The 26,488-nt window shown below is 69.0% G+C and carries 28 protein-coding genes; 18 read left to right on the top strand and 10 right to left on the bottom strand.

Annotation, left to right across the window (positions count from 1 at the left end):
• Positions 1 to 580 precede the first annotated feature (580 nt).
• Genes ELI80_RS13905 through ELI80_RS13925 form a run of 5 tightly spaced genes read left to right on the top strand, consistent with a single transcriptional unit; the run spans position 581 to position 5,012 of the window.
• Positions 581 to 1,564, top strand: a complete 984-nt coding sequence (locus tag ELI80_RS13905; RefSeq protein WP_136652651.1) for a TRAP transporter substrate-binding protein — start codon at positions 581 to 583, stop codon at positions 1,562 to 1,564.
• Positions 1,561 to 1,935, top strand: coding sequence for a cupin domain-containing protein (locus ELI80_RS13910; protein ID WP_136652652.1), 375 nt, complete (start codon positions 1,561 to 1,563; stop codon positions 1,933 to 1,935). The genes ELI80_RS13905 and ELI80_RS13910 overlap by 4 nt, the downstream gene beginning before the upstream one ends.
• Positions 1,932 to 2,393: a TRAP transporter small permease gene (locus ELI80_RS13915; protein ID WP_136652653.1), complete on the top strand. Its 462-nt coding sequence runs from the start codon at positions 1,932 to 1,934 to the stop codon at positions 2,391 to 2,393. The genes ELI80_RS13910 and ELI80_RS13915 overlap by 4 nt, the downstream gene beginning before the upstream one ends.
• A complete protein-coding gene (locus ELI80_RS13920) occupies positions 2,390 to 3,664 on the top strand; it encodes a TRAP transporter large permease (RefSeq protein ID WP_136652654.1) in 1,275 nt (424 codons plus the stop codon). Before ELI80_RS13915 ends, ELI80_RS13920 begins: the two co-directional genes overlap by 4 nt.
• 31 nt (positions 3,665 to 3,695) lie before the next feature.
• Positions 3,696 to 5,012, top strand: coding sequence for a Zn-dependent hydrolase (locus ELI80_RS13925; RefSeq protein WP_136652655.1), 1,317 nt, complete (start codon positions 3,696 to 3,698; stop codon positions 5,010 to 5,012).
• On the opposite strand, the gene ELI80_RS13930 is transcribed toward ELI80_RS13925, so the two are convergent.
• The gene (locus ELI80_RS13930; protein ID WP_136652656.1) at positions 4,944 to 5,879 is read right to left on the bottom strand and encodes a LysR family transcriptional regulator; all 936 of its coding nucleotides are present in this window, start codon (positions 5,877 to 5,879) and stop codon (positions 4,944 to 4,946) included. The two genes, ELI80_RS13925 and ELI80_RS13930, sit on opposite strands and share 69 nt — an antisense overlap.
• A 152-nt stretch (positions 5,880 to 6,031) precedes the next feature.
• Here ELI80_RS13930 and dctP point away from each other — a divergent pair, with 152 nt between their 5' ends.
• Genes dctP through ELI80_RS13945 form a run of 3 tightly spaced genes read left to right on the top strand, consistent with a single transcriptional unit; the run spans position 6,032 to position 8,897 of the window.
• Positions 6,032 to 7,057 carry a TRAP transporter substrate-binding protein DctP gene (dctP, locus tag ELI80_RS13935; protein WP_136652657.1) on the top strand — a complete coding sequence of 342 codons (1,026 nt, stop codon included), beginning with the start codon at positions 6,032 to 6,034 and terminating at the stop codon, positions 7,055 to 7,057.
• Between the two features lie 25 nt (positions 7,058 to 7,082).
• The gene (locus ELI80_RS13940; protein WP_136652658.1) at positions 7,083 to 7,583 is read left to right on the top strand and encodes a TRAP transporter small permease; all 501 of its coding nucleotides are present in this window, start codon (positions 7,083 to 7,085) and stop codon (positions 7,581 to 7,583) included.
• A 3-nt stretch (positions 7,584 to 7,586) separates the two neighbouring features.
• Complete coding sequence (locus ELI80_RS13945; RefSeq protein WP_136652659.1) at positions 7,587 to 8,897, top strand: TRAP transporter large permease; 1,311 nt, start codon at positions 7,587 to 7,589, stop codon at positions 8,895 to 8,897.
• A 182-nt stretch (positions 8,898 to 9,079) separates the two neighbouring features.
• On the opposite strand, the gene ELI80_RS13950 is transcribed toward ELI80_RS13945, so the two are convergent.
• The 3 genes from ELI80_RS13950 to ELI80_RS13960 form a co-directional block, all read right to left on the bottom strand.
• Positions 9,080 to 10,621 (bottom strand): DHA2 family efflux MFS transporter permease subunit, encoded by a 1,542-nt coding sequence (locus tag ELI80_RS13950; RefSeq protein WP_236641506.1) that lies wholly within the window; start codon positions 10,619 to 10,621, stop codon positions 9,080 to 9,082.
• Positions 10,618 to 11,673, bottom strand: coding sequence for an HlyD family secretion protein (locus ELI80_RS13955; protein WP_236641507.1), 1,056 nt, complete (start codon positions 11,671 to 11,673; stop codon positions 10,618 to 10,620). Before ELI80_RS13955 ends, ELI80_RS13950 begins: the two co-directional genes overlap by 4 nt.
• A 188-nt stretch (positions 11,674 to 11,861) precedes the next feature.
• Positions 11,862 to 12,320, bottom strand: coding sequence for a MarR family winged helix-turn-helix transcriptional regulator (locus ELI80_RS13960; RefSeq protein WP_136652661.1), 459 nt, complete (start codon positions 12,318 to 12,320; stop codon positions 11,862 to 11,864).
• Between the two features lie 191 nt (positions 12,321 to 12,511).
• Between ELI80_RS13960 and hutC the strand changes: the two genes are divergently transcribed.
• Positions 12,512 to 13,207 (top strand): histidine utilization transcriptional repressor HutC, encoded by a 696-nt coding sequence (gene hutC / locus ELI80_RS13965; RefSeq protein WP_236641508.1) that lies wholly within the window; start codon positions 12,512 to 12,514, stop codon positions 13,205 to 13,207.
• Positions 13,208 to 13,213: 6 nt separating this feature from the next.
• Here the strand turns inward: hutC and ELI80_RS13970 are convergent, their stop codons facing one another.
• Complete coding sequence (locus ELI80_RS13970; RefSeq protein ID WP_136652710.1) at positions 13,214 to 14,605, bottom strand: formimidoylglutamate deiminase; 1,392 nt, start codon at positions 14,603 to 14,605, stop codon at positions 13,214 to 13,216.
• 91 nt (positions 14,606 to 14,696) lie between these two features.
• On the opposite strand from ELI80_RS13970, the gene hutI reads away from it, so the two are divergent.
• The 9 genes from hutI to ELI80_RS14015 all read left to right on the top strand — a co-directional run bounded on the left by hutI (position 14,697) and on the right by ELI80_RS14015 (position 23,620).
• Positions 14,697 to 15,890, top strand: coding sequence for an imidazolonepropionase (hutI, locus tag ELI80_RS13975; protein ID WP_136652662.1), 1,194 nt, complete (start codon positions 14,697 to 14,699; stop codon positions 15,888 to 15,890).
• Complete coding sequence (gene hutH / locus ELI80_RS13980) at positions 15,883 to 17,424, top strand: histidine ammonia-lyase (RefSeq protein ID WP_136652663.1); 1,542 nt, start codon at positions 15,883 to 15,885, stop codon at positions 17,422 to 17,424. Before hutI ends, hutH begins: the two co-directional genes overlap by 8 nt.
• Complete coding sequence (gene hutG / locus ELI80_RS13985; RefSeq protein ID WP_136652664.1) at positions 17,421 to 18,224, top strand: N-formylglutamate deformylase; 804 nt, start codon at positions 17,421 to 17,423, stop codon at positions 18,222 to 18,224. Before hutH ends, hutG begins: the two co-directional genes overlap by 4 nt.
• Positions 18,225 to 18,227: 3 nt before the next feature.
• Complete coding sequence (hutU, locus tag ELI80_RS13990; RefSeq protein ID WP_136652665.1) at positions 18,228 to 19,922, top strand: urocanate hydratase; 1,695 nt, start codon at positions 18,228 to 18,230, stop codon at positions 19,920 to 19,922.
• The gene (locus ELI80_RS13995; protein WP_136652666.1) at positions 19,919 to 20,497 is read left to right on the top strand and encodes a HutD/Ves family protein; all 579 of its coding nucleotides are present in this window, start codon (positions 19,919 to 19,921) and stop codon (positions 20,495 to 20,497) included. The genes hutU and ELI80_RS13995 overlap by 4 nt, the downstream gene beginning before the upstream one ends.
• 133 nt (positions 20,498 to 20,630) lie before the next feature.
• Complete coding sequence (locus ELI80_RS14000) at positions 20,631 to 21,443, top strand: transporter substrate-binding domain-containing protein (protein ID WP_136652667.1); 813 nt, start codon at positions 20,631 to 20,633, stop codon at positions 21,441 to 21,443.
• A 55-nt stretch (positions 21,444 to 21,498) separates the two neighbouring features.
• The gene (locus ELI80_RS14005) at positions 21,499 to 22,146 is read left to right on the top strand and encodes an amino acid ABC transporter permease (RefSeq protein ID WP_136652668.1); all 648 of its coding nucleotides are present in this window, start codon (positions 21,499 to 21,501) and stop codon (positions 22,144 to 22,146) included.
• Positions 22,143 to 22,811, top strand: coding sequence for an amino acid ABC transporter permease (locus ELI80_RS14010; protein ID WP_236641509.1), 669 nt, complete (start codon positions 22,143 to 22,145; stop codon positions 22,809 to 22,811). Before ELI80_RS14005 ends, ELI80_RS14010 begins: the two co-directional genes overlap by 4 nt.
• Before the next feature lie 2 nt (positions 22,812 to 22,813).
• Positions 22,814 to 23,620: an amino acid ABC transporter ATP-binding protein gene (locus ELI80_RS14015; protein ID WP_136652669.1), complete on the top strand. Its 807-nt coding sequence runs from the start codon at positions 22,814 to 22,816 to the stop codon at positions 23,618 to 23,620.
• 31 nt (positions 23,621 to 23,651) lie between these two features.
• Here ELI80_RS14015 and ELI80_RS14020 read toward each other — a convergent pair whose 3' ends face one another.
• The 5 genes from ELI80_RS14020 to hslV all read right to left on the bottom strand — a co-directional run bounded on the left by ELI80_RS14020 (position 23,652) and on the right by hslV (position 26,443).
• Positions 23,652 to 24,050 (bottom strand): DUF983 domain-containing protein, encoded by a 399-nt coding sequence (locus tag ELI80_RS14020; RefSeq protein WP_236641510.1) that lies wholly within the window; start codon positions 24,048 to 24,050, stop codon positions 23,652 to 23,654.
• An 8-nt stretch (positions 24,051 to 24,058) separates the two neighbouring features.
• Positions 24,059 to 24,247 carry a PLD nuclease N-terminal domain-containing protein gene (locus ELI80_RS14025; protein ID WP_136652670.1) on the bottom strand — a complete coding sequence of 63 codons (189 nt, stop codon included), beginning with the start codon at positions 24,245 to 24,247 and terminating at the stop codon, positions 24,059 to 24,061.
• A gap of 120 nt (positions 24,248 to 24,367) precedes the next feature.
• On the bottom strand, positions 24,368 to 25,666 hold the full coding sequence (hslU, locus tag ELI80_RS14030) for an ATP-dependent protease ATPase subunit HslU (protein ID WP_136652671.1): 1,299 nt from the start codon (positions 25,664 to 25,666) through the stop codon (positions 24,368 to 24,370).
• 3 nt (positions 25,667 to 25,669) lie between these two features.
• Positions 25,670 to 25,843 carry a hypothetical protein gene (locus ELI80_RS16110; protein WP_161596486.1) on the bottom strand — a complete coding sequence of 58 codons (174 nt, stop codon included), beginning with the start codon at positions 25,841 to 25,843 and terminating at the stop codon, positions 25,670 to 25,672.
• A 42-nt stretch (positions 25,844 to 25,885) separates the two neighbouring features.
• A complete protein-coding gene (gene hslV / locus ELI80_RS14035; protein ID WP_136652672.1) occupies positions 25,886 to 26,443 on the bottom strand; it encodes an ATP-dependent protease subunit HslV in 558 nt (185 codons plus the stop codon).
• Positions 26,444 to 26,488: the final 45 nt, after the last annotated feature.

Below are 26,488 nucleotides of genomic sequence, written 5' to 3' on the forward strand. Positions count from 1 at the left end.
GAGGAAAACGTTCCGCCCAGTCCTGACTAAATCAGCAGCCTGTTAAAGGGCTGGAAAGCAAAGGAATTTGGCTCTAGAGACGAGGATTAAACCTTGGCAGTGAGCCGAATTGAGATGATTTCGCATGTCGTCTGAGATAAATAGTGATGTCGCGATGTAAAAATATTGTAACGAAATCAATTGGATAAATTTTGACTTGAGATAGCAGCCGATGTCGTCTGACATCCCATGTCGAGCGACACTGACAAGTATCGCAGCCGACCGGGACCCGTCTCGAACCACACGCATGATGACGCACTCGGCGGTCCGGCCGTTTGGAGGTCACGCACCGCAGGTGCCCTTGGCACGGGAAGCTGTGTCTCGGTCTCAGCGCCTAAGCTCACAGATCTCGGCTCCGTCTGCTTCCACGTTACATTGTTGTACTGAAAAGCAGTCCGTTCGACCCTGCGCGGCGACGGCCGCGACTTCAGGTCACGACGTCTCATGGCCGGTCAATGGAAGCGATAGGCGCCGCCTATTTGTCAGCCACGGTCGCGACTGCCATCCTGCCGCCGTATCGCCATTGGGGAGGATGACGACAATGAAGGTATTTCATCGCGGCCGCTTGGCAGGGGCGCTTTCGGTTCTGCTGGCAGGCGCGGCTGTTCCCGCTTTTGCCGAGACTACGGTCCGCATCGGCCATGTGCTGGCCGACAGCCACAGCTGGCACATCGCCGCGCAGGGCTTTGCCAAGGACGTGGCCGACAAAACCGCAGGCGAGGTGAAGGTCGAGATCTTCCCGGGCGGTCAGCTCGGCGCGGAAAAGGACGTGATCGAGGGGCTTCAGTTCGGTTCTGTCCAGGGCGGGATCATCGGGGCCGGGTCGTTCCAGGCCGTCGAACCAAAGCTGGGCATCATCGAGATGCCCTATGCGTGGCCGACGCGCGAAAAGGCCTTTGCCGCGCTGGACGGCGAGTTGGGCTCCGCCCTGGGCGGGCTGCTGGAGGAGAAGGGCATCAAGGTCCTGGCGTGGTGGGAAAACGGGTTCCGTGATGTCACCAACTCGAAACGCCCGATCGCGACGCCCGCCGATCTGGAAGGGCTCAAGATCCGGGTGACCCCCGACAAGGTGAGGCTCGAAACGTTCGAGGCGCTGGGCGCGCAGCCGGCGCCGCTGGCCTTTGGCGAGCTGTATTCGGCGTTGCAGCAGGGCGTGTTCGACGCGCAGGAAAACCCGCTGGCGGTGATCGAGTCGTCGTCCTTCTTCGACGTGCAGAAATACGTTTCCAAGACCGAACACGTCTGGGGCGCCGCGGCGCTGGTCCTGTCGAAACCGGTCTGGGACAAGCTGACGCCCGAACAGCAGCAGATCGTCGAGGCGGCCGCAAAGGACTGGGGCGCGAAGCAGCGCCAGATGGTCACGGACGGCACCGCCGAGACGATCAGGAATCTCGAGGCCAAGGGGATGGTCTTCAACGAGGTCGACAAGGCCGCGTTCGAGGCAGCCGTGAAGCCGGTGTGGGACAACAACGCCTCGGTGTTCGGGGACGACCTGATGGCGCTGGTCGAGAAGTACCGCCAGTGACCCAGGCCCTGCCCGAAATCCGTCATCTGGACGAGATCGAGCCGGCTCCCCTGTTCGATTTCAGCCAGAAGACCGTCTTTTCGCCGAAGGAGCGCGGCGAGGGCTTCATCAAGCTTGCGGTCACCACCGGCCGCAGGGGCGCGCGCAGCGTGGCGCATTCCCATCCGCGCGATGAAGTCACGCTGACGCTCCGCGGCGAGGCGGTCCTGCGTGCCTGCGGGCGGGAATACCACATGACAGCGGGCACGGCGCTGCGCCTGCCGCCGGGCGTCGTGCACGAGGTCGAGGTGCTGTCCGACGAATGGGTCGTGGTCGCCGCCTATTGCGACGAATGCCAGCTCTGCGTGCCGTTGCACGGGGGCAAGGCATGAGCGGGCACGGCCTTTCCGGGGCGCTCGACGGGGCCGCGCGCGCCGTTGGCGGGATCGGTGTCGCGGTGCTTGCGGCGACGGTCACGTGGGTCGTGTTCTCGCGCTATGCCCTGGGCATCACGCCCCGCTGGTCCGAGGAGCTGCCGCGCCTGATCCTGATCTGGGTGACGTGGCTGGGCGTGGTGTCGGCCTTCATCCGCGGGTCGCATTTCGAGGCGGGCATCCTTCCCTTCGTCATGCGCAGCCCCGCCGCGCTGCGCGCGGCACGGATGACGGCGCGCCTGGCAAGCGCGGCCTTCCTGGTGCTGCTGGCGGTGACGGGATGGCAGATCACTCTGTTCACCTGGGATCACGCATCGACGGCGCTTGGCCTGCCGGGCGGGCTTTTCTATGCCGCGCTGCCCGTGGGCGCGGTAGCCTCGCTCGTCGGGCTGATCGCGGCGGAGTTCGGGAAATGAGCTTGGAACTCGCCCTGCTGCTGGGCAGCTTCGCCCTGCTGGTGCTGATCGACGCGCCGATCGCGGTCGCCCTTGGCCTTGCGTCAGCCGTCTATCTCGCGGTGGCCGACATGGCGCCCATGATGGTCGTGGCGCAACGGATGATCGCGGGCATCGACAGCTTCACGCTGCTGGCCATTCCGCTGTTCCTGATGGCGGGGCTGCTGATGGTCCATGGGGGACTGGCCCCCCGCATCGTCAATCTGTTCGCCGCCATGGTCGGCCGCACGACCGGCGGGCTGGCCATCGTCATGGTCGCCGCCTGCATGATGTTCGGGTCGCTTTCGGGATCGGGCGTCGCCGATGTCGTGGCCATCGGCACGATGATGCTGCCCTCGATGAAGGCGCGTGGCTATGACCCGGCGTTCTCGGCGGCGGCGCTGGGATGCGCCGGCTCGCTGGGCACGGTCATCCCGCCGTCGATCGTGCTGATCGTCTACGGCACCGCGACCAACAGCTCGATCGGCGACCTTTTCGTCGGCGCGATCATTCCGGGCCTGCTGCTGGGCGCGGCGCTGATCGCGGTGGCCTGGTGGATATCCCGCAAGAAGGGCTGGAAGGGCACCGAAGCCGTGCGCGCGGGCGAACTGGGAAGGGCGTTCGTCGACGCCATTCCGGCGATGATCGCACCCATCATCATCGTCGGCGGGATCCGCGCCGGCGTGTTCACCCCGACCGAAGCGGCGGGCGCAGGCGTGGCCTATGCGCTGATCGTTGGCGGGCTGTTCTACCGCACGCTGACCTGGCGCGTGATCGGCGACATCCTCCGCGAGACGACCGAGATGACGGGCGCCATCCTGATCGTGATCGCGGCGGCGTCGATATTCGGCTGGATCCTTGCCGCCGAGCAGGTGCCCCAACTGGCCGTCAACGCCATCCTCGGCCTGACCGACAGTGCCCTGGTTGCGCTGGTGCTGATGATGGTGGCGGTCCTCGTGCTCGGCACGTTCATGGAATCGCTGGCGATCATCCTGATCCTGGCGCCGGTGTTCATGCCGGTCCTTGCCGCCTACCAGATCGATCCGGTCTATTTCGGCATCCTGCTGTGCGTGAACCTGGCGATCGGGGCGAACACGCCGCCGCTGGGCATCGACCTGATGGCGGCGTGCCGGACGGCCGGCATCCCGATGTCGGCTTCTTTCCGGTACCTGCTTCCGTTCCTCGGCGCGATGGTCGCCGTCCTGTTCCTGCTGGTTCTCTTCCCGCAGATCATCACCGGGGTGATCGGCTGACGCCGGGCACGCCGCACGAAAGGCAATACAGATGAGCTTCTCTGCCCAAGCGCGGGTCGATCTCGACCGCTTCTGGACCACGATCGAGGCTTCGGCCAAGATCGGTCCCGGACGTCCGGGCGGGCTGTCGCGGCTGACCCTGACCGACGAGGACCGGGAGATGCGCGATCTGTTCGTAGGCTGGAGCCGGGACGCGGGCCTGACCGTCGCGATCGACCCGATGGGCAGCATCTTCGCGCGCCGCGAGGGCACGGACGACACCCTGCCGCCGGTGATGATCGGAAGCCACCTGGACACCCAGATCAACGGCGGCCGCTTCGACGGCATCGCCGGGGTTCTCGCCGGGCTGGAGGTCGTGCGCACCCTGAACGATGCCGGCCACGTGACGCGGCGGCCGATCGTCGTGGCGAACTGGACGAACGAGGAGGGCGCGCGCTTCTCGCCCCCGATGGTCGCCTCTGGCGTGTTTGCCGGGAAGTACGATCTGGACTGGGCGCATGACCTGATCTCGGACGACGGCGCGCGGTTCGGCGATGAGCTGGCGCGGATCGGCTATGCCGGGGATGCGGACATGGGCGGGCCGACGGACGCGTATTTCGAACTGCATATCGAACAGGGTCCGATCCTCGACGTGGAAAGGCGCCAGGTCGGTGTCGTGACCGGCGGCTATCCCAGCTTCGGCATGCGGGTCATGTTCCAGGGCCAGACCGCCCATACCGGCCCGACCCCGATGGATCTGCGCCACAACGCGCTGATCGCCGGGGCGCGCTGGCTGACGGCGGTGGACGACATCGGCTGGGAATTCGCCGTCCATGACGGCAAGGCGACCGGATCGCGGCTGGCGGCCTGGCCGAACAAGCCCGGCATCCTGTCCGAGTCCGCCCAATGCGTCGCCGACGTGCGCCATCCCGACCCGATCACCGCGCGCGTCATGGCCGAAAAGATGCGCCGCGCCGCGCATGCCGCCGCGGCGATGGCAGGATGCGACGTGGACATCGAGGACGAATGGGACTGGGGCGGCGACATCTTCGACGCCGAGCTGATCTCGATCGTCCGGGACGAGGCGGTGCGGCAGGGCTGGAACTGGCGCGACATCCAGTCCCAGGCGGGCCATGACGCCTATCACATGGCGCTGCATTGCCCGACGGCGATGATCTTCACGCCCTGCAAGGGCGGCATCACCCACAACAATCTGGAATCCTGCGAGCCCGGGGATTTCCTGGCCGGGCTGAACATCCTGCTGCACGCCGTGGTCCGTCGCGCGGACCGTGCGAAGGCTTCAGGTCATGTCGGGGTAGATCGCCTTGATCTCCTCGACCGTGTCGACGAAGCGCTGCTCCGCCACTGACAGCTGGCCGCTGTCGGTGAACACCATGAACACATCGGCGCCCAGCACGTGATCGGCGATGTGCAGGCGCCAGATCTGGCCTGTTCCCAGTTCCTGCGCGACGGAATCGACGGGAAGGATGCCGATGCCGATGCCCGCGATGATCAGGCGACGGATCTCGCCCAGATCGTGGCTGGAGGCTGATATCCGCCGGCCGATCCCCAGCCCGTCGCGCAGCAGCGCCATGGGTTCGAGCCCCATGCCTTCCGTCGCGCAGCTGAAGGCGGCGAAGGGTTCGCGGGCCAGTTCGCGGGCCTCGACCTCGGACCGGCCGAACAGCGGGTGCTCGGCCCCGCAGAACACCCCGAACTCCTCGCGCATCAGCAGCCGGCAGGCGACGCCGGGCAGGGGTTTCGCCAGCAGGCAGATGCCCACGCCCTGCTTTTCCTCGGCGATGTGGCGCACCGTCTCGAGCGAGTTCCTGACCTCGATGCGGATCGAGATCGAGGGATTGCGCTGATGGAACAGGCGCAGCGCCTCGTCCAGCAGGCCCGACCGCAGGCGGCTGATGACGCTTAGCGTCAGGGTGCCGAACGCCTCGTCATTGCGGTCCTGCGACAGCTCCGCGATGCGGTTCACGCTGCGCAGGATGTCGGCGCATTCCTGATATACCCCTTCGCCGCGCCGGGTCAGCGCGAAGTGGCGGCTGCCGCGGAAGACCAGCTGGCAGCCAAGCTGTTCCTCCAGCCGTTGCAGCGCCAGGCTGACGGACGGCTGGCTCATCCGCAGCCGCCTGGCCGCGGCGGTGATGCCGCCTTCCTCCGCGATCACGCAGAAGGTGCGCAGCAGGTTCCAGTTCACGTCGGAAGGCTCGGTACGGAGATTCATGGTGTCCTGCGGCGGCGACATGAGTGGCGGGTTGCAGCCAGCGACCGGCGGCCCGCAAGGACGACGCGGTGCACGGGGCTTGGCCTATATCTGCCATAGGCTGCACGTATTTGACACGAATCATTGCCGCTTCGCACTGTCGGAAAGCGACCATGACATCCGTCCACACCCACCGGGAGATTCCGATGCCGCTCAGGATTACCGCGATTTGCCGTGCCGCCGCGACGACCGCCCTGCCGCTCTTGCTGGCGGCGACGGCGCAGGCGTCGGACCTGAAGATGCTGACCAGCTACAACCTGAACGCGGCCTATACCCAGCATGTCGCCCAGCGTTACATCGACATGGTGGGCAAGGCTTCGGACGGGCAGACGACCATCAGCCTGCAGGGACCGGACGTCGTGCCGGCCATGGAACAGCTTCAGCCGGTCGCGGCGGGGGTGTTCGACATCCTCTACACCCACGGGGCCTATCACTCCGACGCGACCGGCGTGGGCGCGGCAATGGATGCGATCAAAGTGGACCCGGCCAGGACGCGCGAAAGCGGCATCTGGGACGTGGTGGACAAGCATTACAACGGCCTTGGCCTCAAGCTGCTGGCGATCGTGCCGCTGGGGTCGTCGGGATTCCAGTACGTGCTGAAGGAGCCGATCACGGCCGCGCCGTCGCTGAAGGGCCGCCGCCTGCGGGGCAGCCCGACCTATACCAACATCACCACGAAGCTGGGCGGCGCGCCCGTGCTCATGTCCTCGGGCGAGGTCTATTCGGCGATGGACCGCGGCGTGATCGACGGCGCGGCGTGGGGGCTGAACGGTGTCAGGGAACTGGGCTGGCACGAGGTCGCCAAGTACGTCACGAAGCCGACCTTCGGGCAGACCTACAACTTCGTCCTGATGAACCTCGACAGGTTCAACGGGCTGGAGCCTGCCGAACAGACCCTGCTGCTGGACCAGGGCAGGGCGCTGGAGGACTCCAACGCCGCCCTGATGGACGAGCTGGCCGTCAAGGAATGGGACGAGCTGAAGGGACTGGGGATGCAGGAAACCCGGTTCGCGCCCGAGGACGTGCCCAACCTCGACGCGCTGGTGACCGAAGGCGTGTGGCAGCTCGGGCTTGAGAAGACGCCCGATGTCGTCGGCGAGATGAAGAGGATCGCCGAGGAACAGGGCATGACCCCGTGACGGCCGCCTGAGCGGAGGGACGGCGATGTTCAGGCTTCACGACGCGGTCACCCGCGCGATGTTCATCCTTGGCGCGATCGCGTTGCTGGGGATCGTCGGCTCCTACCTTGTCGAGGTGGTGATGCGGTACGTCTTCAACGCGCCGACCCTGTGGTCGGGGTCGGCGGTGGCCTATCTGCTGGCCGTCTCGGCGATGCTGGGCATGCCGGAACTGGCGCGCACGAGCGGCCATATCGCCATCACCATGCTCGAGGACCGGATGACGCCTGCGCGGCGGCACTCCCACCGGCGGCAGGTGGCGGCGCTGACCGCCGCGATCTGCGTCGCCGCGGCCTGGATGGTGTGGACCGAAACCGTGCGGCAGGGCCAGTCCGGCACTACGACCGCGCTGGCCGTCCGCATCCCCAAGGTCTGGATTTCCGCCGTCATCACCTACGGCTTCACCAACACGGCGCTGTACTACCTGCGCGCCGCGCTGTGGCCCGCATCCCTGCCGTGGGACACGGCGCCCCGGCAGGAGGTCTGAGCGATGGACTGGCAACTGGCGCTCGCGCTGGCCATCGGCGTGCTCATGGTGCTGTTCGCGCTGGGCGTGCCGGTCTTCGCGGCGTTCCTCGCGATCAACGTCGCCGGCACGCTGTGGCTGATGGGAACGGCCGGCTTCGGGATGTTCACCAACAGCATCTACGACACGGTGACGTCCGAGACACTGACCACCATCGCGCTGTTCGTGCTGATGGGGGAGCTCCTGTTCCGATCGGGATCGATCGACGTCATCTTCGACTCGCTCGACACGCTGATGGGGCGGGTCAAGGGGCGGCTGTATTTCTTCGTGATCGCGCTTTCCACGCTGTTCGGGGCGCTGTCCGGATCGGCGCTGGCCGTGACGGCGATGCTCTGCCGCTCGGCGCTGCCGACGATGCGCGAGCGGGGCTATGACGAGAAGCTGTCGGTGGGGCTGATCCTCGGAGGGGCAGGGCTGGCGCCGATCATCCCGCCCAGCCTGATGGTCATCATCATCGGCTCGCTGGTCGACGTGTCGATCGCGCGGCTGCTGATCGCGGGGATCATCCCCGGGCTGATCCTGGCCGCGCTGTTCGTCGGCTATACGCTGATGCGGATCGCGGCCGACCCGTCGCTCACGCCGCCCGCCGCGGACGAGGACCGCATCGACCGCAGCGGCCCGGCCAAACTGCGCGCGGTTGGGCGGATGCTGCCGTTTTCGATCATCATCTTCTCGGTGATGGGGCTGATCCTGCTGGGCGTGGCGACGCCGTCGGAATCGGCGGCGACGGGCGTCGCGGGCGCCGTGCTGGTCGCGCTGTTCTACCGGCGGTTCAGCTTCGGGATGGCCTGGCAGGCGCTGGTGTCGTCGGTGGGCATTTCGGCGATGATCGTGGCGATCCTCGCCTGTTCCAAGTTCTTCAGCCAGCTCCTGTCGTTCACCGGCGCGACCGCCGGCCTGGTCGAGGCCGCCACCGCCTTCGATGCCGGGCCGATGCTGATGCTGCTGGTCCTGATGCTGATCCCGCTGGTGGCCTGCATGTTCATCGACCAGATCGCGTTCATGATGGTGGTCGTCCCGATCTATGCGCCGCTGGTCAAGCTGTACGGCTATGACCCGGTCTGGTTCTGGACGCTGTTCCTCATCAACCTCGCCGTCGGCAGCCTGACCCCGCCGTTCGGATACAACCTGTTCGCCGCCAAGGGATCGGCCCCGTGGCTGAAGATGCCGATGATCTTTTCCGCCGCGATCCCGATGGTGGCGTGCTACCTCATCGGGCTGGTGCTGTTCGCGCTGGTGCCGAGGCTGGTGACGTGGCTGCCGGGTCTGGTCTGACGAGCAATCGCCGCCGCGGGGCTTCCCCGGCACGGCGCAGGGGGAACCGGGCCGGGCCGCCAGCGCCCGGCCTGCGCCCAGCAGGTTCTCAGTCCGGCAGCCTTCCCCGGAACGGGAAAGCAGGGCGGCCGGCACCCGGCGCAGGCCAGGGCGCCGGGGAAGCGCCGCCGGCACGCTCGCTGCTATTCCGCATGGACCGCGGCGGCGGGGGTCGCGGCCTGCGGACGGCGCAGGATCAGCGTCAATGGCAGCACGGCGATGCACAGCCACATCATCACCAGGAAATCGTCCAGATAGCCGATCATCAGCGATTGCTGCACCACCATGCCGTCCAGCAGACCCCATGCCCCGCCCCCCGGCATCGCTTCCAGCATGGGCTGCAGGCGGACGACCTCCGGCGCAGTCGCGGTCAGGCCCGAGACCAGCTCGGTGTGGTTCACCTGGATGTTGCGCGTCAGCAGGAACCCCACGATCGAGATGCCGATGGACGAGCCGATGTTCCGCACCAAGCTGAACAGCGCCGTCGCGTCTGCCCGCAGCGCTGGCGCCATCGTGGCGAAGGCGGTCGTGGACAGCGGCACGAAGACCAGTCCCATGCCGATTCCCTGCAGCACGCCCGAGGTGACGAACGGCCCGCTGCCCATGATCGGCGAGAATTGCGTCATCAGGTGCAGCGAATAGGCCGTCAGGCCGAGACCGGTGGCGATCAGCAGCCGCGGGTCGACGACCCGCACCAGCCGCCCGACCAGCACCATCGACAGCATCGTCCCGATGCCGCGCGGCGCCATGACCATGCCGGTCGTCATCACCGGATAGCCGTAGATGCGCGACAGCATCGGCGGCAGCAGCGCCATGGACGCCATCAGCACCATGCCGATGACGAAGATCATCACCAGCGCGGCGACGAAATTGAAGTCGGCGAACATCCTCGGGTTCAGGAACGGCTGGTCGGCGGTGGCGATGTGGATCGTCGCCACCCAGAAGCCGATGAGCGCCAGGCCCAGCTCGATCCAGACCTCGGGCGAGGCGAACCAGTCGAGTTCCGCCCCGCGGTCCAGCATCATCTGCAGCGCGCCGACGCCGAGCGCGATGAACGCGAAGCCGAACAGGTCGAAGCGCCGCCGCACCAGCGGCCGTTCCGGCAGGTTGGCGGCGCAGCCCAGGAAGGCCACGATCCCGACCGGCACGTTGATGAAGAACACCCAGCGCCAGTCGAAGCTTTCGGTCAGCCAGCTGCCGAGGGTGGGGCCGATGATCGGCCCGACCATGATCCCCGCGCCCCACATGGCCATGGCCTGGCCCTGCTTTTCGCGCGGGTTGATGTCCAGCATGAAGGTCTGCGCCAACGGCACGATGGCGGCGCCGAACATGCCCTGCATCACGCGGAAAGCGACCATCGAGGTCAGCGACCAGCTGAGCCCGCAGGCGACCGAGGCCGCGACGAAGCCCGCGACCGAGATCAGGAACAGCCGCTTGCGCCCCAGCCGGTCGGCCATCCACCCGGTCAGCGCTGTAACGATCGCCGCGGCGACGATATAGGACGTCAGCACCCAGTTGATCGTGTCGGCCGAGGCGCCGAGGTCCGACTGCATCGACGGCAGCGCCACGTTGGCGATCGTGGTGTCCAGCACCTGCATGATCGTCGCGAGCATGATCGACAGCGTGATCAGGCCCTTGTTGTGAACCTCGACGAGCGGCTTCGACACCGCAGGCGCGGCGCTCACCGCCGGTGATCCCCGACCCAGTCGCGGGCGCCCGCCTCTGCCGCGGCAGCGCGCATCCACAACTGGTCGAGCCCAGTCTGCCGGCCCGTGTCCACCGACACCGTGGCGCTCATCCCCGAGCGCAGCGCGGCCACGTCCTGGCCATCCGTCAGCAGCAGCCGCACGGGTACCCGCTGCGTGACCTTGACCCAGTTGCCGGTGGCGTTCTGCGCCGGCAGCAGCGAGAATTCTGCCCCGGTCCCGGCCCCCACGTCCGCGACCGTGGCGGTGTAGCTGCGGTCCGGGAAGGCGTCGAAGCTGACCTCGGCCGGCTGGCCGGGGGCGATCCCCGCCAGCTGGGTTTCCTTGAAGTTGGCGTCCACCCAGGCGTCGCCGGTGGCGATCAGCGAAAACAGCGGCGTTCCGGCAGCGACGAACTGGCCCGGGCGGAAGGACGACGCCTGCGTCAGGACACCGTCGGCGGGCGCCCGCACTTCGGTCTGCCCGAGCGTGTAGGCCGCCTTCTCGCGCGCGGCGACGGCCTGCTGGACCAGGGGGTGCGCGTCGATTTCCGCACCGGGATCGCCCCCCAGCGCGGCTGCCGCGGCCTCGACCCCGACCTCGGACGTGGCGAGCGCCTGCCGGGCCTGTTCAAGCCGGTTGTTGATCTCGTCCAGCGCCGCGGTGGTCGCGACCCCCCGTCGTGTCAGTTGCGCCTGCCTGCCCGCCTCGGTTTCGGCAAAGCCCAGGTTCGACCGCGCCAGATTTCGCTGGGTGAGCGCGGATGCGTGCGCCGCCTTGAGCTGCCGGACCTGGACCCTCGCCGCCGCGACCGCCGCGTCGGCCTGAGCCAGTGCGATGCGATACGGCTCCGGGTCCACGCGGAACAGCAGGTCGCCGGCCTTCACGTGGCGGTTCTCGGCGGTCTCTGCCTCGACCACGCGGCCCGAAAGATCTGATGCCAGCAGCATCCGCGCCTGGTGCAGGTTGGCGTTCTCGGTCTCCTCGTACCGGCCGCCGCTCAGCCACACGTAGCCCCCGCCCAGGATCAGGGCGACGGGCAGGGACAGCATCAGAAGCCGCCGCCCCATCCCGCCACGCCGCGCCCGGCCGGCGACGACCGGCTGCGCTGCGGAGGGGGGATCTGCGGGCGGGGTATTTGCAGGCGAGGTATTTGCAGGCGAGGTATTTGCAGGCGGGGGCGCTGCGGAGGCAGGATCGTCGGCGGGTGTCGCCGCTTCGGTGCGGGGGGCAGTCATCGTCATTCCCTTGCGCGATCGGGTGCGGCAGGCATCGCCGTGTCCGCACCGTTCAGGTTGTCGTTCAGCCGCGTCAGCAGCGAGATCAGCGTGGCGCGCTCGTCGGCGCTGAAGCCCGTCAACGCGACCTCGTCGGCGGCCTGCGCCACGTCGCCTAGACCGGCCAGCGAAGCCTTCGCGCGCGCCGTCGGATGGACCAGGCAGGCCCGGCGATCGTCGGGGTCGGGCGCTCGCTCCACCCAACCCGCCTGCACCATCCGGTTGATCAGCCGCGAGACGCTGATCGGTTCGATGTCCAGCACCTCGGCAAGCCGGGCCTGCCGCATCGGGCCGCGCTTGCCGAGCACGACGAGCAGCCGCCACTGGGTCGACGTCAAAGCCTTGTCGCGGGTACGCTCCTCGATCGAGCGCCTGAGCGCCCGGCTGGAGTGGTGAAGAAGGGCAACGAGAGACTGCGGCATCGAGCGGATATACTAAGCATGCTTATGTTATGCAAGCCTGGCGTTGCACGAGAATGCGCGCGTTGGATAAAAGGTTGAATTTCCGTTCCGCGTCCGAAGGCGCGATCATGTTCGGACAGCCGGTCGTTGACCTTGCCGCCCATTTGCTTGACATTGATGCTGTAAACCCTGCGCAAATGGCGGGCCGGCCCATGTCGACGCTTTCGACCTATCGAGAGATCAAGGCCGACATCCTTGGCCGCATCCAGGCGCAGGAATGGCCGCTCGGCAGCCGCCTTCCGGCCGAAACCGAACTCGCGGCCCACTACGGATCCGCCCGCGCCACGGTCAGCCGCGCCATGCGCGAGCTTGCCGACGACGGCATCGTCGAGCGGCGGCGCAAGACCGGGACGCGGGTGCGGCTGTCGCCCGTCCGGCAGGCGCGCTTCGGCATCCCCATCGTGCGGTCCGAGATCGAGGAAGCGGGCGCCGTCTACCGCTACGCCCTCGTCCGGTCGCAGGTCGTCGTTCCCCCGGATTTCCTGCGCGCGCGGATGAGCCTGCCTGAAAAGGCAGAGGTGCGCCACGTCGTCTGCATGCATTTCGCCGACGGCAATCCCTACCAGTTCGAGGATCGCTGGATCAGCCTTCTCGCTGTTCCCGATGCCCGAACCGCCGACTTCACCGAGATCAGCCCGAACGAATGGCTCGTGCGGCAGGTGCCGTTCACGCGCGCCGAGATCAGCTTTTCCGCCGCCGACGCGACCGAGCAGCAGGCCCAGCATCTCGACTGCAACCCCGGCGACGCGCTGTTCTGCATCGAGCGGCAGACGGAATGGGAAACCCGCGCCGTGACCTTCGTGCGGATGGTCTATCGCCGGGGCCACCGGATGACGACGCGCTACTGAGACCGCTCAGGCCGAGGCGCGAAGGTCGCGGACCGCGCGGCGATAGGCGGCGGTGATGTCCTCGCGCGCGACGTGGCGGCCGCCCTGCACGACGTGCCGCCCCCCCGCCCAGACATCGGCGACCATGTCGCTGCCGCCGGCGAAGGCGAAGCTGTCCAGGATGGTGTCGCCGGCCAGCCCCTCGAGATCGACATGGGCCATGTCCAGCGCCATGAGGTCGGCGGGCTGGCCGACCGCGATCGTTCCGGCGCCGCGCCCCGCGGCCTGCGCCCCGCCGGCGGCCGCGCTCTCGAAGACGCGGCGGCCGGTCGAAAGCTCAGCCGTCGCCAGGGCCGCGCGGCTGTGATCACGCAGCCGCTGGCTGGTGTCGAGCTGGCGCATCTCCTCGGCCAGCGAGATGCGGATGTTGCTGTCCGACCCGACCGAGACCGCGCCGCCCGCGCCCGTCCAGCGCACGCCGTCGAAGATGCCGTCGCCCAGCGACGCCTCGGTCAGCGGGCACAGCCCCGCGACCGCCCCGGTGCGGGCCAGCGCCTCGGTCTCGTGCGGGAGCATCTGGGTCAGGTGGATCAGGCACCAGCGCGGCGACAGGTCGAGGTTGGCGAGCGCCCATTCCACGGGGCGCGCGCCGCAGGCCGCCTGCACCTCGGCCACCTCGGCCTTCTGCTCGGCCAGGTGCATGTGCAGCGGCCCGTCCGTCAGCGCACTCAGCGCCGCGAAGTCGCGCGGTGCGACCGCGCGCAGCGAATGCGGCGCGACGCCGACGCGCCCGTCCGGCAGGACCGCGACGGCGGACCGCGCGCCCTCGACCAGCCGGGCGAACTGCTCGAGGTCGTTTCCGAACCGCAGCTGCCCGCCGCCGAGCGGGCGCCCGTCGCAGCCCCCGAACTGGTACATCACCGGCAGCAGCGTCAGCCCGATCCCGCTTTGCGCGGCGGCGGCGGCGATCCGGTCCGACATCTCGGGCAGGTTGTCGTAGGGCTGCCCGCCGAACCCGTGATGAAGGTAGTGGAACTCGACGTTCGTGCCGAAGCCCGCCTCCAGCATCTCCATCTGCACGAAGGCAGCGATGGCCTGCACCTGGTCGGGCGTGATGGTGGCCACGAAGCGGTACATCAGCTCGCGCCAGGTCCAGAAGCTGTCGGAGAAGCCGCCAGGGCCCGCGCCGCGACGTTCCGTCAGCCCGGCGATGGCGCGCTGGAAGGCGTGGCTGTGGCTGTTGGCGGGGGCGGGCAGCAGGACCCCGGCGCGGGCGGCGGCGGTGCTGCCGGAGGGCGTCCCGGCCGCGAACCCGCCGCGGGCGACGGAGGCGATCCGCCCGTCCGCGCCAACCGTGACCGCCACGTCGCGCGCCCACCCGTCGGGAAGCAGCGCCTGCCCGGCCCGGATCGTCGCCATGTCTCCGCTCATGCCATCACCCGCTTGACAGTGTTATGCGCAATCATAATGATGTGAATGCATCAGCTTTTGCAAGCGTGAAGGGCCCTCGATGATTCTGACCGACGCAGTCATCGCCACGGCCCGGGACGGGACGTTCGGCGTCACGCGCGACGCCGCCATCGCGATCGCCGGCGACCGCATCGCGTGGGCCGGGGCGCGCGCGGACCTGCCGGCGGAGCACGTGTCGGGCAACGAACGCAGCCTCGGCGGCCGGCTGGTCACGGCGGGGCTGATCGACTGCCACACCCATCTCGTCTTCGGCGGCGACCGCGCGCGCGAATTCGACATGCGCCTGAACGGCGCCTCCTACGAGGAAATCGCCCGCGCGGGCGGGGGCATCCTGTCCACCGTGCAGGCCACCCGGAAGGCCAGCGGCAAGGATCTGCTGGCGTCCGCGCTCGGCCGCGCCGACCACCTGATCGCCGAGGGCGTGACGACGGTGGAAATCAAGTCGGGCTACGGCCTCGACGTGCAGACCGAACTGCGGATGCTGCGCGTCGCGCGCGCCGTGGGCCGGGAACGGCCGTTGCGGGTCGTGACGACCTGGCTTGCCGCCCACGCCCTGCCGCCCGAGTTCGCGGGCGACCGCGCGGGCTACATCGACCGCGTGGTGCTGGACGGCCTGAACGCCGCCCATGCCGAGGGGCTGGTCGACGCGGTCGACGGCTTCTGCGAGGGGATCGCCTTCAGCACGGACGAAATGGCGCGCATCTTCGATCACGCCAGATCGCTGGGCCTGCCCGTGAAACTGCACGCCGAGCAGCTGTCCGACCTGGGCGGCGCGGCGATGGCGGCACGGCACGGCGCGATCTCGGCCGACCACCTCGAATGGCTGGGGGATGACGGGATCGCCGCGATGGCGAAGGCGGGGACCGTCGCGGTGATGCTGCCGGGCGCGTTCTACACCCTGCGCGAGACGAAGCTGCCGCCGATCGAAAGCCTGCGGGCGGCCGGGGTGCCGATGGCGCTCGCGACCGACTGCAACCCCGGCACCTCGCCGCTGACCTCGTTGCTTCTGACGATGAACATGGGCGCCACGCTGTTCCGCATGACCCCTGCCGAATGCCTCGCCGGCGTCACCGGCAACGCGGCCCGGGCGCTGGGCCTGAACGACCGGGGCAGGATCGCGCCCGGCATGCTTGCCGACCTCGCCGTCTGGGACGCCGCCGATCCGGCGGAACTGTCCTACCGCATCGGCTTCAACCCCCTTCACGCCCGGATCTTCGGAGGCGAACTTGTCTGAACTCATCCTCACCCCCGGCGCCGTCACGCTGGACGAACTCGAACGCGTGTGGCGGCAGGGGCTGGCCGTGCGGCTGCACGACGGCGCACGCGCGGGCATCGTCGCCAGCGCCGAACGCATCGCGGCCGCCGCGGCCGGCGACGCCCCGGTCTACGGGGTCAACACCGGCTTCGGAAAGCTCGCCTCGGTGCGGATCGCGCCCGCCGACACGGCGACGTTGCAGCGCAACCTGATCCTGTCGCACTGCTGCGGCGTGGGCGAGCCGATCGAGGAACCGACTGTCCGCCTGATCATGGCGCTGAAGCTTCTGAGCCTCGGGCGCGGCGCGTCCGGCGTGCGCCCGGTGCTGGTCGAACTGATCGAGGCGATGCTGGCGCGGGGCGTGACCCCGGTGATCCCCGCGCAGGGATCGGTCGGCGCGTCGGGCGACCTTGCCCCGCTGGCGCACCTGGCCGCCGTGATGATCGGCGAGGGGCGGGCGACGCATGGGGGGCGCGAGATGGCGGGGGCCGACGCCCTGGCGGCCGCCGGGCTTTCGCCGCTGACGCTGGCGGCGAAGGAAGGGCTTGCGCTCATCAACGGCACGCAGGTCTCCACCGCGTTCGCGCTCGCGGGCCTGTTCGACGGCTTCCGCGCCGCCCGCGCGGTGCTGGTCGCGTCGGCCATGTCCACCGACGCGATCATGGGGTCGACCGCGCCGTTCCTGGACGAGATCCACACCCTGCGCGGCCATCGCGGCCAGATCGTCGCCGCGCGCGCGATCCGCTCGCTCATGCAGGGGTCCGAGATCCGCGAAAGCCACCGCACCGACGACACCCGCGTGCAGGACCCCTATTGCATCCGCTGCCAGCCGCAGGTGACGGGCGCGTGCCTCGACCTGCTGTGGCAGGCCGCCGCGACCCTGCGGATCGAGGCGAACGCGGCCACGGACAACCCGCTGGTCCTGACGACCGCCGACCTGATCGTGTCGGGCGGCAACTTCCACGCCGAGCCGGTCGCCTTCGCCGCCGACCAGATCGCGCTGGCGCTGTCCGAGATCGGCGCGATCAGCCAGCGCCGGATCGCGATGATGGTGGACCCGGTGATGAGCTTCGGCCTGCCGCCGTTCCTGACGCCCGACCCGGGCCTGAACTCGGGCCTGATGATCGCCGAGGTGACCTCGGCCGCGCTGATGAGCGAGAACAAGCACCTCGCGAACCCCTGTTCGACCGATTCCACCCCCACCAGCGCCAACCAGGAGGATCATGTCAGCATGGCCGCCCACGGCGCGCGGCGGCTTCGCCGCATGAACGCGAACCTCGCCCACATCGTCGGGATCGAGGCGATCTGCGCCGCCACCGGGATCGAGGCACGCGCGCCGCTTTCGACCTCGGCGCCGTTGCAGGCGGCGGTCGCACGGCTGCGGCAGGACGTGGCGCCGCTGGGGCAGGACCGCTATCTCGCGCCCGACCTGGTGGCGGCGGCCGGGCTGGTCGCGGCGGATGCGCTGGCCGCCGCGGCGGCGGGCGGGCTGCTGGACGAGGTGCGGGCTTGAGCCCGCCCGTTGTCCCCGTCGAGGTCGCGCAGGGCGACGGGCCGGTGATCCTCGGCCTGCCGCACACCGGGACGTGGCTGCCCCACGACATCCGCGCGGCGCTGAACGACCGCGGCCGGGTCCTGGCCGACACCGACTGGCACATCCACGACCTCTATGCGGGCCTGCTGCCCGGCGCGACGACGGTGCGCGCGACCTTCCACCGCTACGTCATCGACGCCAACCGGGGACCGCAGGACGAGAGCCTGTATCCCGGCCAGAACACCACCGGCCTGGTTCCCACGACCGATTTCGAAGGCGAGCCGATCTGGCAGACGCCGCCCGTGGCCGGCGACGTGGCCGACCGCCTCGCCCGCTTCCACGCCCCCTACCACGCGGCGCTTCTGGCCGAGATCGAGCGGGTCAAGGCGCTGCACGGGGTCGCGATCCTCTACGACTGCCACTCGATCCGGTCGGTGATCCCGTTCCTGTTCGACGGCGTCCTTCCCGACTTCAACATCGGCACCGCGGACGGGGCGTCCTGCGCCCCGGCCATCGAGGCCGCCGCGCAGGAGGTCGCAGCCGCGACGGGCCGTCCCTTCGTGGTCAACGGCCGCTTCAGGGGCGGCTGGACCACCCGCCACTACGGCCGCCCGGAGCACGGCGTCCACGCGATCCAGATGGAACTGGCGCAGTCCACCCACCTCGCCACCGAGGCGCCTCCCTTCGACCTCGACCCCGCGAAGGCCGACCGGATCCGCCGCCCCTTGGGCGAGATCCTGCACCGCCTCGCCGAACTCGCCCCCACCCTGAAGGCCTGATCCATGAACAACCCCCGCCCAAGCTCTCGCCACAACACCCGCGACGTCTTTCCCGCCACCGGCACCGAGATCACCGCGAAAAGCTGGCTGACCGAGGCGCCGCTCAGGATGCTGATGAACAACCTGCATCCCGACGTGGCCGAGAACCCGCACGAGCTGGTCGTCTATGGCGGCATCGGCCGCGCCGCGCGGACGTGGGAGGATTTCGACCGGATCGTGGACAGCCTTCGCGCGCTGGACGAGGACCAGACCCTGCTGGTCCAGTCCGGCAAGCCCGTGGGCGTGTTCCAGACCCACAAGGACGCGCCCCGCGTGCTGATCGCGAACTCGAACCTCGTGCCGCACTGGGCGACGTGGGAGCATTTCAACGAACTCGATCGCCGTGGCCTCGCGATGTACGGCCAGATGACCGCGGGTTCGTGGATCTATATCGGCACGCAGGGGATCGTTCAGGGCACCTACGAGACCTTTGCCGAGGCCGGGCGGCAGCATTACGGCGGCAGCCTCAAGGGTAAATGGATTCTCACGGCCGGCCTCGGCGGCATGGGCGGCGCGCAGCCCTTGGCGGCGGTGATGGCCGGGGCCTGCTGTCTCGCCGTGGAATGCGACGAGACGCGGGCCGATTTCCGCATCCGCACCCGCTATTGCGACGCCAAGGCGCATACGCTCGACGAGGCGCTGGCGCTGATCGAGCAGTGGACCCGCGCCGGCGAGGCGAAGTCGGTCGCGCTGATCGGCAACGCGGCCGAGGTGTTCCCGGAACTCGTGCGCCGCATGAAGTCCAGAGGGCCGCGCCCGGACATCGTGACCGACCAGACATCGGCGCACGACCCGCTGCACGGCTATCTGCCGAAAGGCTGGACCGTCGCCGAATGGCGCGCGAGGCAGGAGACCGATCCGAAGGCCGTCGAAGCCGCCGCCCGCGCGTCGATGAAGGATCACGTCGCGGCAATGGTCGATTTCTGGAACGCCGGCGTGCCGACCCTCGATTACGGCAACAACATCCGCCAGGTCGCCAAGGAGGAAGGGCTGGAGAACGCCTTCGCCTTTCCCGGCTTCGTGCCCGCCTATATCCGCCCGCTGTTCTGCCGCGGAATCGGCCCGTTCCGCTGGTGCGCGCTGTCGGGCGACCCCGAGGACATATACAAGACCGACGCCAAGATGAAGGAGCTGTTCCCCGAGAACACGCACCTGCACAACTGGCTGGACATGGCGCGCGACCGCATCGCCTTCCAGGGCCTGCCCGCGCGGATCATGTGGATCGGCCTCGGCGACCGCCACCGCGCCGGCCTTGCGATCAACGAGATGGTCCGCAACGGCGAGTTGAAGGCCCCGGTGGTGATCGGCCGCGACCACCTCGACAGCGGCAGCGTCGCCTCGCCCAACCGCGAGACCGAGGCGATGAAGGACGGCAGCGACGCCGTTTCCGACTGGCCGCTGCTGAACGCGCTGCTGAACACGGCCTCGGGCGCGACCTGGGTGTCGCTGCATCACGGCGGCGGCGTCGGCATGGGGTTCAGCCAGCATTCCGGCATGGTGATCTGCTGCGACGGGTCCGAAGATGCCGACCGCCGCCTCGCCCGCGTGCTGTGGAACGACCCGGCCACCGGCGTCATGCGCCACGCCGACGCGGGCTATGACGAGGCGATCGACTGCGCCCGCGAGCACGGGCTGAACCTGCCGGGCATCCTCGGATGAAGCCGCGCTTGCAGGTCGTCCGCCGGGGCGAGGCGACCGCGACCCGGTGGAAGAACGGCGGCGGCGTCACGCACGAGCTTGCGACCTGGCCGCCCGGCGCGGGCATCGACGGCTTCGACGCCCGGCTGAGCATGGCCGAGGTGGCGGCCGAGGGGCCGTTCTCGACCTTTCCCGGCATCGACCGGACCCTTGGGATGATCGACGGCGGGCCGATGGTCCTGTCCTTCGGGGCGGGCAGCCCGGACGTGACGCTGATGGCGGATGGACCGCCGCTGCCGTTCCCGGGCGAGGCGCCGGTCCATGCCCGGCTGCAGTCCGGCCCGGTGCTGGACCTCAACATCATGACCCGGCGCGGGATGATGGCGCACCGGATGGTCGCACTGCGGCCGGGCGACGCGCTGCCCCCGGGCACCGTCGCCGCCGTCGCGCGCGGGGCCGCGACGGCCTGCGGGGTCGCCCTGCAAGCGGGCGACGCGATCATCGCGGGCGACACCCTCGCCGGCACCGTCGAGGACGGGTCCCTTCTGGCGGTCGTGCTCGACTGCCTGCCGAAAAGGCAGGTGCGGCCCGCATGACAGTTTCGCGCCGCCTCGCCTATGCTGTGACTTGCCCAGGGCGGGCCGGTCCGGTCACGGTGGCGCGCCAGGCATCCCGGGCGGCGGGGGCCGAGCCGCGCGGCGACCAGAGGCCCGACAACAGGAGAGAGAGATGAAACTTCGCACCACCCTGCGCGCCGCGCTGTTCGGGGCGACCACGCTGGCGCTGACCGCGACCGGCGCGCTGGCCGACATGCTCGACGACATCAAGGCCGCGGGCAAGATCACCACCGCGACCGAAATGCACTACGCCCCCTTCGACATGCTGGAAAACGGCCAGTATGCCGGCTTCAACAAGGAACTGTTCGACGAGGTCGCCAAGGAACTGGGCGTCACCGCCGAATACCAGGACCTGCCCTGGGCCTCGATCCTGCCGGGGCTGGAGGTCAGCAAGTTCGACTTCGTGAACGCGCCCGTGACGATCACGCCGGAACGGATGGAACGCTACGCCTTCACCCTGCCGATCAGCGACGCGACCGTGGCGCTGGTCCAGCCCAAGGGCGGCGACCTGACCAGGCCCGAGGACGTCAAGGGCAAGACCGTCGGCATCCAGAAGGGCACGGCGCAGGAAAAGCAGCTGGAAGCCTATGCCGAAAAGCTGGGCGGGTTCGACATCAAGGGCTACGGCTCGCCGGACGAGGCCTATGCCGATCTCGCCGCGGGCCGGCTGGACGCGGTCGCGGGGTCGGCCCCGAACCTCGCCTACCTGGCCAAGACGCGGGCCGACGTGTTCGAGGCGGTGCAGCCGCCCTTCGGCGAGCCGAAGTACTTTGCCTGGGTCACGCGCAAGGAAGGATCCGAGTCGCTGATCGAGGCGATCAACGCCGCGCTGGTCAAGATCCAGGACGACGGCCGCCTGGCGGCGATGCAGGAAAAGTGGTTCGGCACGGCGACCGCGCTGCCCAAGGAAATGCCGGCCATGTGATCACAAGGCGGGCGGGCCGCGTCGGGCCCGCCCGCAAGCTCGCGAAGGCGCCCGGATGTTTTCCTTCGAGACCATCATCGACAACCTGCCGGTGCTGATCGCCTCGGCCCGCTACACGCTGCTGATCTCCGGCCTCGGCTGCCTCCTGGGGCTGATCTTCGGCGCGGTCGTGTGCATGGGCGCGGTGTCGCGCAGCCGCGCCGCGCGGCGGGCGGCGGCTATCTATGTCAGCTTCTTCCGCGGCGTTCCGCTGCTGATCCAGCTTCTGCTGGCGTTCTACCTGCTGCCGCTGGTCGGCGTGAACGTGCCCGCGCTGGTCGCGGCGATCCTGACCGTCGGCCTGTGCGCCGCGGCCTATATCAGCGAGATCCTGCGCGGCGCGCTGAACGCGATCCCCCGGGGCCAGGCCGAGGCCGCGATCGCCGTGGGCCTGCCGCCGCGCGACATCTGGACCCGCATCCTGCTGCCGCAGGCGCTGAAGATTTCCATGCCGTCGCTCGTCAACGAGCTGATCCTGCTGGTGAAGGCGTCGTCGCTGGTCACCGTGGTCGGCATCGTCGAGATCACGCGGATGAGCCAGTCGATCGCCTCGGCCACCTACCGCCCGCTGGAAATCTATCTCGCCGCGGCGTTCCTGTATCTGGCCATCAACCTCGTGATCGCGGGCGTCGGCCGGACCCTGGAACGGAGATTCGCGCCGTGATCGACCTGTCGCTGTTCCAGCAATACGGCCCGGCGCTGCTGCGCGGGCTCGGCATGACGATCTTCTGCTGGCTCGTCGGCACCGTCTTCGCGATGGCGCTGGGCTTCGTGCTGGCGCTGGTCCAGCGCAGCGTGACGGCGTGGCCGGTGCAGTGGCTGCTGCGCGGCTATGTCGAATTCATCCGCGGCACCCCGTTCCTCGTGCAGCTGTTCGTCCTCTACTACGGCGGCCCGATGCTGGGCCTGCGGCTGGACGCGCTGCCGGCGGGGCTGCTGGGCCTGACCATCTACGGCAGCCCCTATTTCGCGGAAATCTTCCGCGCCGGGCTGAACGCGGTCCCGGTGGGCCAGATCGAGGCGGCGCGCGCGATGGGCTTTCCGCCCGGCGCGATCATGCGCCGGGTGATGATCCCGGTGATGCTGGTGTCGGCGCTGCCGGCGCTGGTGAACTTCTCGATCATCCTGACCAAGGAAACCGTCATCCTGTCGATGATCACCGTGCCGGAGATCATGTTCGAGACCCAGACCATGATGGCCGAGACCTTCGCCTTTGCCGAGGCGACGCTGGTCCTTGCGCTGTTCTTCTGGGTCTTCGTCGAGGCGATCTCGCGCATTGGGCGCAGGCTGGAACGCCGCGCGACCCACTACCTTCTGGACCGGAGCTGACGATGGCCTTGACCACAACCACCAACGCCGCCTCTGCCCGGCTGGAAAACGTGTCGAAGTTCTACGGCGAGTTCCAGGCGCTGCGGGACGTGTCCCTGGTGATCCCGCCCGGCAAGGTGACCTGCCTGATTGGCCCGTCCGGGTCGGGCAAGTCCACGCTCCTGCGCTGCATCAACTTCCTCGAGGAATACGACCGCGGCGGCATCTGGATCGACGACCGGCTGATCGGCTACGACGCCGTCGGCGGGCGCAGGATGGCGCCGGGGCGGCTGCGCGAGATGCGGCGCGACATCGGCATGGTGTTCCAGCAGTTCAACCTGTGGCCGCATATGACCGCGCTGCAGAACGTGGCCGAGGGGCTGGAGCGGGTGAAGCGCCTGCCACGCGCGCAAGCGCAGCGGATCGCGGCCGAGGCGCTGGCCAAGGTGGGCTTGGGCGACAAGACGGGCAACCACCCCAGCCGCCTGTCGGGCGGGCAGCAGCAGCGCGTCGCGATCGCCCGCGCCATCGCGATGCAGCCGCGGATCATGCTGTTCGACGAACCGACCAGCGCGCTGGACCCCGAACTGGTGGGCGAGGTGCTGGCGGTGATGAAGCAGCTCGCCGCGGAAGGGATGACGATGGTCGTCGTCACGCACGAGATGGGCTTTGCCGCCCATGTCGCCGACCGCGTCGCGTTCATGGAGCGGGGCGAACTGGTCGCGGCCGGCACGCCGGCGGAAATCTTCGGCAATCCGGCGGATGCGCGCGTCCGCGCGTTCCTGCAAAGCTATCACGACCGCAACGCGTTCGACGTGCAGGCGGGCTGAGCGCGTCAGGCGTCCCGCCAGGCGTCCCCGTTCAGGCCCCCCGGTCGCGTTCGTCGTGCGCCCACAGGAACGCCACGAAGATCCCCTTCACCAGCCGCAGCAGTACCAGCGTAATGACGGTGGTCACGCCGCAGAGAAACAGCATCAGCGTGAACGGCTCGGTGCTGAACAGCGCCCATGACAGCCAGATCAGCGGGATCAGCAGCAGCATCACGATGGTGATGGTGAAGAACGCCGGCCCGTCGGCGGCGCGATAGAGGCCCAGCTTCTCGCCGCAGACGGCGCATTCAGGCACGGTCTTCAGATAGCCGATGAACATGCGCCCTTCGCCGCAGTTCGGGCACTTGCCGAGCGCGCCGCGCAGGGTCGCCTCTCTCTGGTCGCGCGGTCCGTCGTGGCGCGTCTGGTGGTCGCGGGCCGGGTTGTCCACGGATCCGCCTATCGCTGGTAGGTGGCCTTTGGCCCGGCGAAGTACCAGGCGATCAGGCCGACCACCGGCAGCACCGCCACGACGATGATCCAGATCAGCTTGGACACGCCCGACGCGTTCGAATTGAAGATCGACGCGATCGCCCAGACGTCCAGGACGAAGATGATGAGGCCGAGGAGGCCGCTTAACAGGTTCATCGAGGCTGCCTTTCGCGCATGTTCCGTGCAGGCACAACCGGCGGCGTGCCGGGCAGGTTCCCCTTTCGGCCATCCCGCCCGGTTGCCCCGCCCGCCTGTCACGCCCGGCCGTCATGCGTCCTACAGCACGTAGCGCGACAGGTCGGCGGACCGAGCAAGCTCGCCCAGCTCGCGCTCGACGAAGGCCGCGTCCACCCGCACCTCGTCGCCGCCCTTGTCGGGCGCGGCAAAGGACAGGTCCTCGAACACCCGCTCCATCACCGTGTAGAGGCGGCGGGCGCCGATGTTCTCGACCGTGCCGTTCACCTCGGCCGCGATGCGGGCGAGCGCGGCGATCCCGTCGTCGGTGAAGGAGACGGTCACGCCCTCGGTCCCCATCAGCGCGGTGTACTGGCGGGTCAGGGCATTGTCGGGCTCGGACAGGATGCGGACGAAATCGCCTTCGGTCAGTGCCTTCAGCTCGACCCGGATCGGCAGGCGGCCCTGAAGTTCCGGCAGGAGGTCGCTGGGCTTGGCCACGTGGAACGCGCCCGAGGCGATGAACAGCACGTGGTCGGTGCGGACGGGGCCGTACTTGGTGCTGACGGTCGTTCCCTCGATCAGGGGCAGCAGGTCGCGCTGCACGCCCTCGCGGCTGATCTCGCCGCCCCGGTTGTCCGACCGGGCGCAGACCTTGTCGATCTCGTCGATGAAGACGATGCCCGACTGCTCGACCGCGGCGATGGCGGCGGTCTTGATCGCCTCGTCGTCCAGCAGCTTGTCGGCTTCCTCGGCCAGCAGCAGGTCGTGGCTTTCCGCAACGGTCATCCTGCGCCGCGTCTTGCGGCCGCCGAACGCCTTCATCAGCCCCGACAGGTCCATCATGTTGCCCAAGCCCGGCTGGCCCGGCACCTCCATTCCCAGCGGATTGGAGTTGTCGGTCACCTCGATCTCGATCACGGTGTCGTCCAGTTCGCCGCGCTTCAGCTTGCCGCGGAACATTTCGCGCGTCTGGTCGCGGGCCTGGTCGCCGGCGAGCGCCGCGATCACCCGGTCCTCTGCGGCGGCGCGGGCGCGGGCGCGCACCTCGCCCCGCATCCGTTCGCGCGTGTCGGCCAGCGCGGTGTCCACGAGGTCGCGGATGATCTGCTCGACGTCGCGGCCGACATAGCCGACCTCGGTGAACTTCGTGGCCTCGACCTTCACGAACGGCGCGTGGGCGAGCTTCGCCAGCCGCCGGCTGATCTCGGTCTTGCCGACGCCGGTGGGGCCGACCATCAGGATGTTCTTGGGATAGACCTCGTCGCGGATGTCGTCGGCCAGCCGCTGCCGGCGCCAGCGGTTGCGCATGGCGACGGCGACGGCGCGCTTGGCGTCGTCCTGGCCGATGATGAAGCGGTCAAGCTCCGCCACGATTTCGCGGGGGGTGAGGTCGGTCATGGGTCAGTCTTTCGCTTGTGGTGGCACACCGGCCGGGTCGTGCCGCATCAGCAGGCGGTCGCGGGTCCGGCCGGGATGGTCCGGGATCGCCCGGAAGCCCGTCCTTTCGCAGGCGCGGACCGCGCGGGCGCTGGCGGGATCGGGGTCGATGAAGATGTTTGCGTCGCGTCTTTCCATGCTTGCAGGCGCGGACGGCCGGTTACCGGGGCGAAGGTGAACTCAGCCACCGATCACCTCGACGGTGAGATTGCCGTTCGTGTAGACGCAGATGTCGGCCGCGATCGCCATGGCGCGGCGGGCGACCGTCTCGCCGTCGAGGTCGGTTTCCATCAGGCCGCGCGCGGCGGCCAGCGCGAAGTTGCCGCCCGACCCGATCGCGGCGACGTCGTGTTCCGGCTCCAGCACGTCGCCGGCGCCGGTCACGACGTAGAGCTGCGCACCGTCGGTCACGATCAGCATGGCTTCGAGGTTGCGCAGGTACTTGTCGGTGCGCCAGTCCTTCGCCAGCTCGACGCAGGCGCGTTGCAGCTGGCCCGGCGCGGCCTCGAGCTTCTTCTCCAGCCGCTCGAGCAGGGTGAAGGCGTCCGCGGTCGATCCGGCGAAGCCCACCACCACGTCGCGCCCGCCCGGCGACAGGCGGCGGACCTTGCGCGCCGTGCCCTTCATCACCGTCTGCCCGACGCTCACCTGCCCGTCGCCCGCGACCACCACGCGCCCGCCGCGGCGGACCGCGAGGATGGTCGTGCCGTGCCAGCCCGGGAACCTGTCGTCAGCCATCGATTACCTCCGTCATTGGCCGTGCAGATAGGTGCGGGGGCGCCC

Source organism: Paracoccus aeridis, from assembly GCF_004923205.2.
In the GTDB taxonomy this organism is placed as follows: Bacteria; Pseudomonadota; Alphaproteobacteria; order Rhodobacterales; family Rhodobacteraceae; genus Paracoccus; species Paracoccus aeridis.

Excerpts from the sequence above, each read along its gene's own strand:
- ELI80_RS13920 (WP_136652654.1), top strand. The coding sequence starts at position 2,390 with ATGAGCTTGGAACTCGCCCTGCTGCTGGGCAGCTTCGCCCTGCTGGTG.
- ELI80_RS13960 (WP_136652661.1), bottom strand. The coding sequence starts at position 12,320 with ATGCCGCAGTCTCTCGTTGCCCTTCTTCACCACTCCAGCCGGGCGCTC.
- ELI80_RS16110 (WP_161596486.1), bottom strand. The coding sequence starts at position 25,843 with ATGGAAAGACGCGACGCAAACATCTTCATCGACCCCGATCCCGCCAGC.
- hslV (WP_136652672.1), bottom strand. The coding sequence starts at position 26,443 with ATGGCTGACGACAGGTTCCCGGGCTGGCACGGCACGACCATCCTCGCG.
- ELI80_RS14025 (WP_136652670.1), bottom strand. The coding sequence starts at position 24,247 with ATGAACCTGTTAAGCGGCCTCCTCGGCCTCATCATCTTCGTCCTGGAC.
- ELI80_RS13925 (WP_136652655.1), top strand. The coding sequence starts at position 3,696 with ATGAGCTTCTCTGCCCAAGCGCGGGTCGATCTCGACCGCTTCTGGACC.
- ELI80_RS13995 (WP_136652666.1), top strand. The coding sequence starts at position 19,919 with ATGAAGCCGCGCTTGCAGGTCGTCCGCCGGGGCGAGGCGACCGCGACC.
- ELI80_RS14005 (WP_136652668.1), top strand. The coding sequence starts at position 21,499 with ATGTTTTCCTTCGAGACCATCATCGACAACCTGCCGGTGCTGATCGCC.
- ELI80_RS13955 (WP_236641507.1), bottom strand. The coding sequence starts at position 11,673 with ATGCTGTCCCTGCCCGTCGCCCTGATCCTGGGCGGGGGCTACGTGTGG.
- hutC (WP_236641508.1), top strand. The coding sequence starts at position 12,512 with ATGTCGACGCTTTCGACCTATCGAGAGATCAAGGCCGACATCCTTGGC.
- ELI80_RS13945 (WP_136652659.1), top strand. The coding sequence starts at position 7,587 with ATGGACTGGCAACTGGCGCTCGCGCTGGCCATCGGCGTGCTCATGGTG.
- ELI80_RS13970 (WP_136652710.1), bottom strand. The coding sequence starts at position 14,605 with ATGGCGACGATCCGGGCCGGGCAGGCGCTGCTTCCCGACGGGTGGGCG.
- ELI80_RS14000 (WP_136652667.1), top strand. The coding sequence starts at position 20,631 with ATGAAACTTCGCACCACCCTGCGCGCCGCGCTGTTCGGGGCGACCACG.
- ELI80_RS13940 (WP_136652658.1), top strand. The coding sequence starts at position 7,083 with ATGTTCAGGCTTCACGACGCGGTCACCCGCGCGATGTTCATCCTTGGC.
- hslU (WP_136652671.1), bottom strand. The coding sequence starts at position 25,666 with ATGACCGACCTCACCCCCCGCGAAATCGTGGCGGAGCTTGACCGCTTC.
- dctP (WP_136652657.1), top strand. The coding sequence starts at position 6,032 with ATGACATCCGTCCACACCCACCGGGAGATTCCGATGCCGCTCAGGATT.
- ELI80_RS14015 (WP_136652669.1), top strand. The coding sequence starts at position 22,814 with ATGGCCTTGACCACAACCACCAACGCCGCCTCTGCCCGGCTGGAAAAC.
- ELI80_RS13905 (WP_136652651.1), top strand. The coding sequence starts at position 581 with ATGAAGGTATTTCATCGCGGCCGCTTGGCAGGGGCGCTTTCGGTTCTG.
- hutI (WP_136652662.1), top strand. The coding sequence starts at position 14,697 with ATGATTCTGACCGACGCAGTCATCGCCACGGCCCGGGACGGGACGTTC.
- ELI80_RS13930 (WP_136652656.1), bottom strand. The coding sequence starts at position 5,879 with ATGAATCTCCGTACCGAGCCTTCCGACGTGAACTGGAACCTGCTGCGC.
- ELI80_RS13915 (WP_136652653.1), top strand. The coding sequence starts at position 1,932 with ATGAGCGGGCACGGCCTTTCCGGGGCGCTCGACGGGGCCGCGCGCGCC.
- hutU (WP_136652665.1), top strand. The coding sequence starts at position 18,228 with ATGAACAACCCCCGCCCAAGCTCTCGCCACAACACCCGCGACGTCTTT.